This window comes from Streptomyces sp. NPDC007189 (assembly GCF_040703635.1).
GTDB lineage: Bacteria > Actinomycetota > Actinomycetes > Streptomycetales > Streptomycetaceae > Streptomyces.
This window is the reverse complement of record NZ_JBEYEY010000009.1, coordinates 1-12,117: the sequence shown is the minus strand read 5'-3', so window position 1 is coordinate 12,117 and position 12,117 is coordinate 1. Positions and strand designations below refer to the sequence as shown.

Sequence of the window (12,117 nt, the reverse complement as noted above, 5' to 3'; positions counted from 1 at the left end):
ACCCTCAGGCCAGGCTGTCCCGCCACGCCCTGTGCAGGTCCGCGAACCGGCCGGTGCCGGCGATCAGTTCCTCGGGGCGGCCGTCCTCCACGATCCGGCCGTGCTCCATCACCAGCACCCGGTCGGCGATCTCCACGGTCGACAGCCGGTGGGCGATCACCACCGCCGTACGGCCCCGCAGCACCGTCGCCATCGCCCGCTGCACGGCCCGTTCGCCAGGGATGTCCAGGGAGCTGGTCGCCTCGTCCAGGATCAGCACCGCCGGGTCGGCGAGCAACGCCCGGGCGAAGGCAACGAGTTGGCGCTGCCCCGCCGAGATACGGCCGCCGCGCTTGCGCACGTCGGTGTCGTAGCCGTCGGGCAGCGCGCTGATGAACTCGTGCGCGCCGATCGCCTTCGCCGCCCGCTCGATCTCCTCCCGGGCCGCGTCGGGCCGGCCGATCGCGATGTTGTCGGCGACCGTGCCGGAGAACAGGAACGCCTCCTGGGTCACCATGACCACCCCGCGCCGCAGTTCCGGCCCGGGCAGCTCGCGCAGATCGACCCCGTCGAGCAGGACCCGGCCCTCGGTGGGGTCGTAGAAGCGGGCGAGGAGCTTGGCGAGCGTGGACTTGCCGGCGCCCGTGGAGCCGACCACGGCGACCGTCTGCCCGGCGGGCAGGGTCAGAGCGAAGCGGGGCAGCACCTCGCCGCCGGTGCGGTAGGAGAACCGGACACCCTCGAAGACGACCTCACGCCCCGGAAACTCGCCCTTCAGCGGCGGGAGTTCGCGTGGCGACGCCGGCTCCGGCACGGACGGGGTCTGCGCCAGCAGCCCGGCGATCTTCTCCAGGGAGGCGGCCGCCGACTGGTACGAGTTCAGGAACATCCCCAGCCGGTCGATCGGGTCGTACAGCCGCCGCAGATACAGCACCGACGCCGCCAGCACGCCGAGCTCCAGCGAGCCGGACGCCACCCGGTAGGCGCCCCACAGCACGATGCCCGCGACCGCCGTGTTCGCCACCAGCCGGGAACCGACCACATAGCGGGCCATCTCCAGCAGGGCGTCGCCGTTCGTGCGCTCGTGCCGCCGGTTGAGCACGGCGAACTCGGCGTCGTTCGCGGCCTCCCGGCGGAAGGCGCGCACCGGGCGGATGCCGTTCATCGTCTCCACGAACTTCACGATCACCTTGGCGATCGCCGTGGACCGCGCCCCGTACACCCGGGCCGCCCTGCGCTGGTAGAGCCGGACCAGCAGGTACAGCGGTACGAAGGAGGCCACCGCCACCGCGCCCAGGCCGAGGTCCAGCCAGAGCAGCATCGCCGAGATGTAGACGAAGGACAGCACGACGGTCACCAGTTCCTGCAGGCCGTCGTCGAGCAGTTCGCGCAGCGACTCCACGTCCGTGGTGGAGCGGGAGATCAGCCGCCCGGACGTGTACCGCTCGTGGAAGTCGATGCTCAGCGCCTGCGCGTGCCGGAAGATCCGGCCCCGCAGATCCAGCAGCACGTCCTGGCTGACCCGCGCGGACGCCCCGATGAACGCGAACTGCAGCGTGCCGGAGAGCAGCGCGCACAGCAGATAGCCGGCGGCGACCGCGATCAGCGGGCCGTGCCGGTGGTCCCGGAACGCCGGTACGGCGTTGTCGATGGCGTACGCCACCAGCAGCGGGCCGGCCTGCACCGCCGCCTGCTGCAACAGCAGCACCAGCGTGGTCACCGCGACCCGCGCCTTCAGCGGTGCGAGCAGGGAGCGCAGCAGGGCGGCCGTGGCGCCGGGCGGGGCGGGCAGGACGTCCCGGTCGAAGACGTCACCGCCGCCGTCGCCGTCCCGGTGCGGGCCGGGGAGTTCGTCGTCTTCGGCGGTGGGGGTGGAGGCGGTCGTGGTCGTCAACGGGAGTCCTCCGTATCCCCGGCGTACGCGGGTTCGCCGGACATCAGGTGTGCGTACTCGGCGTTGCTGCGCAGCAGTTCCTGGTGGGTGCCGACGGCGGCGATCCGGCCGCCGGAGAGCAGGGCGACCCGGTCGGCGAGGAGCACCGTCGACGGGCGGTGGGCCACGATCAGCGCGGTGGTGTCGGCGAGGACCCGGCGCAGCGCGGCCTCCACGGCGGCCTCCGTGTGCACGTCCAGGGCGGACAGCGGGTCGTCCAGCACCAGGAACTCCGGTCTGCCGACCACGGCGCGGGCCAGTGCGAGGCGCTGCCGCTGGCCGCCGGAGAGGCTCAGGCCCTGTTCGCCGACGCGGGTGTCGGTGCCCTGCGGGAGGGCGTGCGCGAACTCGGCCTGCGCGACGCCGAGCGCCCGGTCCAGGTCCGGCTTCCCGGCGCCGTCCGGGGCGCCCATGAGGACGTTGTCTCCGACGCTCGTGGAGAACAGGGTGGGTTCCTCGAAGGCGACGGCGACCTTCGCGCGCAGTTCCTCGCGGGGCATCGCCGCGATGTCGACGCCGTCGAGGGTGATCCGGCCGGAGGTGACCTCGTGCAGGCGCGGGACGAGGGCGGTGAGCGTCGTCTTCCCGCTGCCGGTGGCCCCGACGAGGGCCATGGACTCGCCGGGGCGGATGTGCAGGTCGATGCCGGTGAGCAGGGGCGGGGAGCCGGGGGGTGCGTCGGGGTAGCGGAACGAGACGTTCTCGAACCGCAGGCCGGCGTCGGTGGGTTGCGCCCGCCCGTGCCGGCCGGGTCGCGGAGAGTCGTCCTCCGGCGCCTCGTCCATCACCTCGAAGTACCGCTCCGTCGCCGTGGCCGCCTCCTGGCTCATCGCCAGCAGGAACCCGATGGAGTCCACCGGCCAGCGCAGCGCGAGGGCGGTGCTCAGGAAGGCGACCAGCGTGCCCGCCGACAGCCCGCCGTCGGCCACCCGGACGGCGCCCAGCACCAGCGCCGCCCCGATGGCCAGCTCCGGCAGGGTCACGATGACGCCCCAGATCACCGCCAGCAGCCGCGCCTTGTGCAGCTCCGTGCCGCGCAGGGTGAGCGCCAGTTCGCGGAACGCCCGGGCCTGGCTGCGGTGCCGGCCGAAGCCCTTGATGATGCGGATGCCGAGCACGCTCTCCTCGACGACCGTCGTCAGGTCGCCCACCTGGTCCTGCGCGCGCCGCGCCACCAGCGCGTACCGCCGCTCGAAGACCGCGCAGGTCCACATCACCGGGATCGCGGGACCGAGGATGACCAGTCCCAGCACCCAGTCCTGCAGCAGCATGATGATCACGCCGACGAGGATGGTGACCCCGTTGACCAGCAGGAACGTCAGCGGGAAGGCCAGGAACATGCGCAGCAGCATCAGATCGGTGGTGCCGCGCGACAGCAGCTGGCCGGAGGCCCACCGGTCGTGGAAGGCGACGGGCAGCCGCTGCAGCCGGCCGTACAGGGCCGCCCGCATCTCCGCCTCGACGTGCGACAGCGGGCGGGCCACCAACCAGCGCCGTATGCCGAACAGCACCGCCTCGGCGATTCCGAGCAGGAGCAGATACAGCGCGCCGAGCCAGACTCCGGCCGGGTCCCGGCCGGCGACCGGCCCGTCCACGATCCACTTCAGCACGAGCGGGATCACCAGCCCGGTGCAGGAGGCGACGATCGCGACGAACGCGGCCGTGAACAGCCGCGCGCGCACGGGGCGGACGTACGGCCACAGCCGCAGCAGGGTGCGAACGGCGGAGCGGTCCTCGGTGGTTGCACGTGTCGTGGGCATCACTGGCGAGCGTACGGACCGGCACTGACATCGCCCACCGAGTTTTGGCCGGACCGGGCTCGGTCGCTGGTCCTACGACCTGCGCGTTCGACCCGTCGTACGACGCCGTCGCGGGCGGAGTCGTAGCCCGGCATCAACCGATCGGACGATGCCGCTTCGAGCGGGCCGGCCGATGTGCCGGGCCCCTGCCCCGCGGGAGTCTCGGAGCATGCCATCCGTCATCGAAGTCACCGATCTGCGCAAGTCGTACGGCGGCCGGGCCGTGGTCGACGGTGTCTCCTTCGCCGTCGAGGAGGGCGAGATCTTCGGGATCCTCGGCCCGAACGGCGCCGGCAAGACCACCACCGTGGAGTGCGTCGAGGGGCTGCGGGTCCCCGACGCCGGCCGGGTCCGGGTCGCGGGCCTGGATCCCGTCGCCGACCACGACGAGGTCGCCGGGATCCTCGGCGCGCAGCTCCAGCAGAGCGAGCTGCAGCCCAAGCTGACCGTGCGCGAGGCACTTCAGCTGTACGCCTCCTTCTATCCGGACGCGGCCGACTGGCGGCCGCTCGCCGAACGCCTCGGGCTCGCCGAGAAGCTCGGCACCCGGTTCGCCAAGCTGTCCGGCGGGCAGCGGCAGCGGCTGTTCATCGCGCTCGCCCTCGTCGGCAGGCCGCGCATCGTCGTGCTGGACGAGCTGACCACCGGCCTCGACCCGCGTGCCCGCCGCGACACCTGGCAGCTGATCGAGGACGTCCGCGCCGGCGGCGTCACCGTGCTGCTCGTCACCCACTTCATGGAGGAGGCGCAGCGGCTCTGCGACCGGATCGCGGTGATCGACAAGGGGCGGGTGGCCGCCCTGGACACCCCGGCCGGGCTCATCCGCCGCTCGGCGGGCGCCACCGTCATCAGCTTCACCCCGTCGGCCCCGCTGGACGACGACGACCTCGCCGCCCTCCCGGCCGTCGCCTCGATCGAGCGCAAGGACGGCCGGATCACGCTCTCCGGCACCGACGAGACCGTGAACGCGGTCGTCACGCTGCTGGCCCGGCACCGCGTCACCGCCCATCAGCTGCGCGTCCTCGACGCCACCCTGGACGACGCGTTCCTCGACCTGACCGACGACCGGACGAAGGAGGCCGCGGCATGAACACCGCCGTCCTGCGCACCGAGTTCCGCCTGTTCCGCCGCGAACCCGGCGCCGTCTTCTGGATCTTCCTTTTCCCGACGCTCCTGCTGGTGATCCTCGGCTCGATCCCGTCGTTCCGCCAGACGGACGACTCGCTCGGCGGCGGGCTGCGGCTGGTCGACGCCTACGTCCCCGTCGCCGTGCTGATCGCGCTCATCATGTCCGGGGTGCAGTCCCTGCCGCAGGCCCTGACCGGCCACCGGGAGCGGGGCGTGCTGCGCCGGATGCGGCTCACCCCCGTACGGCCCTCCGCCCTGCTGACCGCGCAGATGGCGGTGCAGGGCACGGTGGCGCTGGCCTCGGCGCTGCTCGCGCTCGCCGTCGGCCGGCTCGCCTTCGGCGTGACGCTGCCGAGGCAGCCGGCCGGGTATCTGCTGGCCCTGCTGCTCACGGCCGCGTCGGCGCTCGCGCTCGGCTCCCTGGTCTCGGCGCTGTCCCGGACCACGAAGATGGCGAGCGCGATCGGCTCGGCGGTGTTCTTCCCGATGATGTTCTGCGCGGGCGTGTGGCTGCCGGTCCAGGCGATGCCGCACACGCTGGCGCGGGTGGTGCAGCTCACCCCGTTCGGCGCGGCGGCCCGCGCCCTGGGCGAGGCGGCGGCCGGACACTGGCCCGGCTGGGACCACCTGGGGGTGCTGGCGCTGTGGACCGTCCTGCTGACGGCGGGCGCCGCCCGCTGGTTCCGCTGGGAGTGAGCGGGCCGTGCCGGACACTGGGGGAATGACGCACGCCGGGCAGCAGCAGCCCCGGGCCTCCTTCGACACGTGGGGGCCCTGGGCGCTGCTGGCCGCCGGTGCCGTCGCGGCGGCCCTGTCCGCTCCCCTGACCGGGATGAACCGGCCCGGGATGATCCTCTGCGCCGTCCTGGTGCCCGCGGCCGTCGTGCTCCAGCTGGTGTGGGGCAGGCTGCGGCACAGGCGGCCGGGCCCGAGCCGGGCCGGTGTCTGCCTCTACGCGCTGCGCTGGGCCATCGCCTTCGTCCTGACCTGGGCCAACCCGTTCTTCGCCTTCTACGCGGTGACCGGCTACTACACCGCGGCCCGGGAGCTGCCGCGCCGGCTGGTGATGCCCGGGCTGTTCCTGACCGCCGTCACCATGGCGGGCAGCGAGATCGGCGGCTGGCCGCCGCACGGGCTGATCCTGTGGGTCGGCTTCTTCCTGGTCCTGGCCGTCAACATGAGCATGGTCAGTGTGTTCACCCGGTACGCCGAGCAGGAGCAGGAACGCTCCCGCGTCCAGGCCGACACCATCGCCGAACTGGAGCGCACCAACACGGCGTTGCAGCAGGCCCTGGACGAGAACGCGGCGCTGCACGCCCAGCTCCTCCTCCAGGCGCGGGAGGCGGGCGTGGCCGACGAGCGGCGCCGGCTCGCCGCCGAGATCCACGACACCATCGCGCAGGGCCTGACCGGGATCATCGCCCAGCTCCAGGTCGTCGCGGGCGCCCCCGACCTGGACACCGCCCGCACCCACCTGGAGCGCGCCTCCACGCTGGCCCGGCACAGCCTGGGCGAGGCCCGCCGCTCGGTGCACAACCTGGCGCCGGTCGCCCTCGCCGCCGACGGGCTGCCGGAGGCGCTGAAGAAGACGGTCACCGAATGGGGCGAACGTACCGGCGTGCGCGCCGAGTTCACCGTCACCGGCACCGCCGAGCAACTCCACGACGAGGTGTCCGCGACCCTGCTGCGCATCGCCCAGGAGGCCCTGTCCAACGCGGCCCGGCACGCCCGCGCCACCCGGGTCGGGGTGACCCTGTCCTTCATGGGCGACGAGGTCTCGCTCGACATCCGCGACGACGGCACCGGCTTCGACCCGGCCGCCGTACCGGAACGCACCCGCAGCGGGGGCTTCGGCCTGGACGGCATGCGGGCCCGCGCCGAGCGGATCGCGGGCCTGCTCACCGTCGAGTCGGAGCCGGGGCACGGCACGGCGGTGTCGGCTCGCGTACCGTTGGTCCGCGATGACCGCTGAGACCGTGATCTCCCTGCTGATCGTCGACGACCACCCGGTGGTACGCGACGGTCTGCGCGGCATGTTCGAGTCCGCCCCCGGCTTCCGGGTGCTCGGGGAGGCCGCGAACGGCATCGAGGCGGTGGCCCGGGCCACGGCCCTGGACCCGGACGTGGTCCTCATGGACCTGCGCATGCCCGGCGGTTCCGGCGTGGAGGCGATCCGCGAACTGGCCCGGCGCGGCGCCCGCGCGAAGGTGCTGGTCCTCACCACGTACGACACCGACTCCGACACCCTGCCCGCGATCGAGGCGGGCGCGACCGGCTATCTCCTCAAGGACGCGCCGCGCGACGAGCTGTTCACCGCCGTCCGCGCCGCCGCCGAGGGCCGTACGGTGCTCTCCCCGGCCGTCGCCTCCCGCCTGGTCCACGCGGTCCGCACCCCCCGCGGGCCCGGTGCCGAGCCGCTGTCCGCGCGCGAGCGCGAGGTGCTGGCCCTGGTAGCCAGGGGCACGTCGAACCGGGAGATCGCCCGCGAGCTGTTCATCAGCGAGGCGACGGTGAAGACCCACCTCACCCATCTGTACGCCAAGCTCGGCGTCAACGACCGCGCGGCGGCGGTGGCGGCGGCGTACGACCGGGGCATCCTCGGCTAGGCCCGCAGGGCCGGACGGGCCCTCGGCGTCCGATATTCCGTGGAAGCGCTTGCCCGGCCCCGATAGGTTCGGTGTCTGCCGGCGGGGCGAGCCGATCGGGGGATGGATGATCGACGCGTACGAGGATCCGGGCACGCCCGACGCGCGCGGCGGCTGGCGGTATCTGTGGTGGCTGGTGCTGCGCCAGCCGGGCCGCTCGGTGGCCGGGGCGCTGCTGGGCAGTGTGTGGATGGTGCTGCTGGCCGCGCAGCCGTATCTGATGGCGCGGGCCGTGGACGAGGGGCTGGTGCCGGGGCGGCCGGGGGTACTGGCGGCCTGGTCCGCGGTGATGTTCGCGGTGGGGTCGGTGAACGCCTGGCTGAGCATCATGCGGCACCGCACGATGACCCGGGTGCGGATGGACGCCTACTTCCGCACGGTGAAGGTGGTCATGGGGCAGGTGGTGCGGCTGGGGGCCGCGCTGTCGCGCCGGGCCGGGGCCGGTGAGGTGGTGACCATCGGGGTCGGCGACGTGAAGACCGTCTCGCAGGCGCTGACCGTGGTCGGGCCGGGCGTCGGCTCGGCCGTGGTGTACGTGGTGGTGGCCGGGCTGCTGCTGACGGTCTCGGCGCCGCTCGCCGCCGTCGTCCTGCTCGGGCTGCCGGTGCTCGCCCTGGTCACCGGCCCGCTCACGCTGCGGCTGCAGGGCGCGGAGAGCGTCTACCGGGAGCGGCAGGGCGTGCTCACCGCGCGCATCGGCGACCTCGCGGGCGGGCTGCGCGTCCTCAACGGCCTCGGCGGAAAGCGGCTGTTCGCGGACGCCTTCCGGCGGGACTCGCAGCGGCTGCGCGCCCAGGGCTACCGGGTGGGCGCGGTGGCCAGCTGGGTGCAGGCGCTCGGCGTGGGCCTGCCCACCCTGTTCCTGGCCGTGGTGACCTGGCTCGCCGCCCGGCTCGCGGCCCAGGGATCCATCACCGTCGGCGAGTTGGTCTCGGTCTACGGCTATGTCGCCGTGCTGATCGGGCCGGTGGCGTTCTTCGTGGAGATGACCTACGACCTGAACCGGGGCGTGGTGGCCGCGCGCCGGGTGGTACGGCTGCTGGCGCTGCAGCCGGAACCGGACGAGGGCACCCTGCCGGCGCCCGAGGGACCGGCCGAGCTGCACGACCCGGCGTCCGGGATGCGGGTGGCGCCGGGCCGGCTGACCGCGCTGGCCGCCGCCCGGCCCGCCGACGCCGCCGCCGTGGTCGACCGGCTGGGCCGCTTCGGGCCGACCGACGCCACCTGGGGCGGGGTACGGCTGGACGCGGTGCCGCTGGCGGACGTGCGCGCGCGGATCCTGGTCGCGGACAACGAGGCCGACCTGTTCGCGGGGCCGCTGCGGGAGGTCGTGGCGACCGGGCGCCGTGTCGACGAGGCCGCGCTCGGCCGGGCCCTGTACGCGGCCGCCGCCGAGGACGTCGTACGCGGCCTGCCGGACGGCCCCGACTCGCCGGTGTCCGGCCAGGGCCGCAGCCTCTCGGGCGGCCAGCGCCAACGCGTGCGCCTGGTCCGGGCCTTGCTCGCCGACCCCGAGGTGCTGCTGGCGGTGGAGCCGACCTCGGCGCTGGACGCGCACACCGAGGCGACGGTCGCCCACCGCCTGCGTGAGGCACGGGAGGACCGTACGACACTGGTGACGTCCACGTCGCCGCTGCTGCTGGACCGCGCGGACACGGTCGTCTTCCTGGTCGACGGCAAGGTCGCGGCGAGCGGCCCGCACCGCCGGCTGCTCGCGACGGAACCGGGTTACCGGGCACTGGTGGCGCGGGACGCGGAGGGGGTCGCGGACATGGAGGAGGCCGTCGACACGGAGGGGGTCGGGCGGTGACGGCGGGGGAAGGGCTGCTGCCGGTCGCGGACCGGGTGCGGGTGCGGCGGGCAGCGCTGCGGCTGGTGCGGGCCGACGGGCGGGCGTTCACCGCCGCGCTGCTGCTGAACGCCCTGGCGGCGGGCGCGGGGCTGGTCGGGCCGTGGCTGGTCGGGCGGATCGTGGACGACGTGCGGGCCGGGCAGGGGGCCGGCGCGGTGGACCGGCTCGCGCCGTGGATCCTGCTGTGCGCGCTGGTGCAGCTGCTGCTGGCCCGCTGGGCGCGGTACGTGGGTTACCGGTTCGGGGAGCGGACGCTGGCCCGGGTGCGCGAGGAGTACGTCGAGCGGGTGCTGACGCTGCCCGCGTCCGTGGTGGAGCGGGCCGGCACCGGCGACCTGACCGCGCGCGGCACGGCGGACGTGGCCATCGTCGGCACCACGCTGCGGGACGTCGGCCCGGAGCTGCTGGTCAACACCGTGCAGGCGCTGTTCGTGCTGGTGGCGGTGTTCGCGCTCGACCCGCTGCTCGGGGCGTTCGGGGTGCTCGGGCTGACCCCGATCTGGGTGGCGCTGCGCTGGTATCTGCGGCGGGCCCGGGACGGCTATCTCGCCGAGGGCGCGGCCACCTCCCAGGTCGCGGAGATCGTCGCCTCGACGGCGGCCGGGGCCCGGACCGTCGAGGCGTTCGGGCTGCGCCGGCCGCGGATCACGGCGAGCCGGGACACGCTCGAGGAGTCCCGCCGTACCCGCTTCTACACGCTGTTCCTGCGCACGGTGTTCTTCCCGGCGGTCGAGGTGACGTACACCGTGCCGGTGGCGGGCGTGCTGCTGCTCGGCGGCTGGCTGCACCAGCGGGGCGCGGTCGGGGTCGGGGCGGTGGTGGCCGCAGCGCTGTACCTGCGGCAGTTCACCGAGCCGCTGGACCAGATCCTGATGCGGGTGGAGCAACTGCAGAGCAGCAGCGCCTCGTTCGCCCGGGTGGAGGGTCTTGCGGGGGCGCCCCACGACGCCACCGCGCCGCACTCCCCCGTGCCGGTGGACGACCGTATCGACGTGTGCGGGGTCCGGTACGCCTATGAGCGCGGCGGTGAGGTGCTGCGCGGCGTGGACCTGACGGTGCGGCCGGGGGAACGGCTCGCGGTGGTGGGCCCGTCCGGGGCCGGCAAGACCACGCTGAGCAGGCTCCTCGCGGGCATCGACCGCCCTGGCACCGGTACGGTCACGGTGGGCGGAGTGCCGGTCGCCGATCTGGAGCCGGAGGTGCTGCGCCGCCAGGTGGTCCTGGTGACGCAGGAGCACCACGTGTTCCTCGGCACGGTCCGCGACAACCTGCTGATCGCCGAACCGGACGCCACGGACGCCGACCTGTGGGCGGCGCTGTCCGCGGTCGGCGCCGACGACTGGGTCCGCGAGCTGCCGGACGGCCTCGACACCCGGCTGGGCGCGGGCGGCCGGTCCACCGACGGCTCCCAGGCCCAGCAACTCGCCCTGGCCCGCGTGGTGCTGGCCGACCCGCACACCCTGATCCTGGACGAGGCGACCGCGCTGCTGGATCCCACGACGGCCCGGCACGCCGAACGCGCCCTCGCCGCCGTCCTGGAGGGCCGTACGGTCATCGCCATCGCGCACCGCCTGCACACGGCCCACGACGCCGACCGGGTGGCGGTCATGGAGGACGGCCGCCTGACGGAACTGGGCAGACACGAGGACCTGGTGACGGCCGACGGCGCGTACGCGGCACTGTGGCGGACCTGGCACGGAGACACGGCGGAGAACTGAATCCGGCCCATTTCCCGTGCCCTCAGGAACAGTTCGCATACCGAACATGAACATCCGGTCAACGAACCATTTCCGGCCATATTCGTGACGCGCTCCTGACAGGCCCACCGATCCCCTGTCACGCTGCCAAAGCCGGTTCACAGCAACCCCACAGCCCCACCTGCTCCGTGCGAGCCGGCCTGCACATGGTTCCGCGTACCGCCCTGCTCTGCCCGGACGTCCCCTCCTCACCGTCCGGTCTCCCCGGCCGCGCGACCCGCGGCCCGCAGAAGGAGTCAGTGTTGAGAAGCAGATCCTCTCGCAGACGCACCCCCCACACCCCGCGTCGCACCGCCACCGTCGCCCTCGCCGGCGTCGCCGCCCTGATCGCCGCCGCCGTCCAGTCGGGCGCGGCCCAGGCCGCACCGGCGAAGCCCCGGCCCGGCCGGATCGACAGGGCGCACACGGCGGCCGCGCTCACGCCCTCGCAGCGCGTCGCGCTGATCCGCCACGCCGACGGCGCCAAGGCCGCCACCGCCCGCTCCCTCGGGCTCGGCGCCAAGGAGAAGCTGGTCGTCAAGGACGTCGTCAAGGACAACGACGGCACCCTGCACACCCGTTACGAGCGCACCTACGCCGGCCTGCCGGTGCTCGGCGGCGACCTGATCGTCGACAGCGACAACGCGGGCAAGACGATGGAGGTCGTCAAGGCCACCCGCGCCGCCCTGAAGGTGGCCCGCCTCACCCCGGCCGTGCCGAGGGCCGCCGCCGAGAAGCAGGCCGTGCAGCGGGCGAAGGCCCGGGGCGGCACCCGGTCCGCGGCGGACAGCGTGCGCACGGTGATCTGGGCGGCGAGCGGCAGGCCCGTGCTCGCCTACGAGACGGTCGTCGGCGGCCTGCAGGACGACGGCACCCCGAACCGGCTGTACGTCATCACCGACGCCGCCACCGGCAAGAAGCTGTACGAGTACCAGGGCATCGAGACCGGCGTGGGCAACACCCGCTACAGCGGGCAGGTGTCGCTGACGACGACCCAGTCGGGCTCGACGTACACGCTGACCGACGGCACCCGCGGCGGCCACAA

General features: G+C 74.0%; 8 protein-coding genes and 1 pseudogene. 7 read left to right on the top strand and 2 right to left on the bottom strand.

Annotation, left to right across the window (positions count from 1 at the left end; genetic code table 11):
* Window positions 1-4: 4 nt before the first annotated feature.
* Together AB0950_RS19540 and AB0950_RS19535 are read right to left on the bottom strand one after the other, a co-directional pair.
* Window positions 5-1,873 (bottom strand): ABC transporter ATP-binding protein, encoded by a 1,869-nt coding sequence (locus AB0950_RS19540; RefSeq protein WP_366779068.1) that lies wholly within the window; start codon window positions 1,871-1,873, stop codon window positions 5-7.
* Window positions 1,870-3,672: an ABC transporter ATP-binding protein gene (locus tag AB0950_RS19535; RefSeq protein WP_360572835.1), complete on the bottom strand. Its 1,803-nt coding sequence runs from the start codon at window positions 3,670-3,672 to the stop codon at window positions 1,870-1,872. The genes AB0950_RS19540 and AB0950_RS19535 overlap by 4 nt, the downstream gene beginning before the upstream one ends.
* A gap of 208 nt (window positions 3,673-3,880) precedes the next feature.
* Between AB0950_RS19535 and AB0950_RS19530 the strand changes: the two genes are divergently transcribed.
* The 7 genes and pseudogenes from AB0950_RS19530 to AB0950_RS19500 form a co-directional block, all read left to right on the top strand.
* A complete protein-coding gene (locus AB0950_RS19530; protein ID WP_360152119.1) occupies window positions 3,881-4,801 on the top strand; it encodes an ABC transporter ATP-binding protein in 921 nt (306 codons plus the stop codon).
* Window positions 4,798-5,535 carry an ABC transporter permease gene (locus AB0950_RS19525; RefSeq protein ID WP_360152116.1) on the top strand — a complete coding sequence of 246 codons (738 nt, stop codon included), beginning with the start codon at window positions 4,798-4,800 and terminating at the stop codon, window positions 5,533-5,535. The genes AB0950_RS19530 and AB0950_RS19525 overlap by 4 nt, the downstream gene beginning before the upstream one ends.
* A 25-nt stretch (window positions 5,536-5,560) precedes the next feature.
* Window positions 5,561-6,811: a sensor histidine kinase gene (locus AB0950_RS19520; RefSeq protein ID WP_360152113.1), complete on the top strand. Its 1,251-nt coding sequence runs from the start codon at window positions 5,561-5,563 to the stop codon at window positions 6,809-6,811.
* A complete protein-coding gene (locus AB0950_RS19515; protein ID WP_360152110.1) occupies window positions 6,801-7,445 on the top strand; it encodes a response regulator transcription factor in 645 nt (214 codons plus the stop codon). Before AB0950_RS19520 ends, AB0950_RS19515 begins: the two co-directional genes overlap by 11 nt.
* A gap of 106 nt (window positions 7,446-7,551) precedes the next feature.
* Window positions 7,552-9,294: an ABC transporter ATP-binding protein gene (locus AB0950_RS19510; protein ID WP_366779067.1), complete on the top strand. Its 1,743-nt coding sequence runs from the start codon at window positions 7,552-7,554 to the stop codon at window positions 9,292-9,294.
* Window positions 9,291-11,054, top strand: a complete 1,764-nt coding sequence (locus tag AB0950_RS19505; protein ID WP_360152104.1) for an ABC transporter ATP-binding protein — start codon at window positions 9,291-9,293, stop codon at window positions 11,052-11,054. The genes AB0950_RS19510 and AB0950_RS19505 overlap by 4 nt, the downstream gene beginning before the upstream one ends.
* A 281-nt stretch (window positions 11,055-11,335) precedes the next feature.
* Window positions 11,336-12,117 (top strand): annotated as a pseudogene (locus AB0950_RS19500) (peptidase M4); the annotation flags it as partial.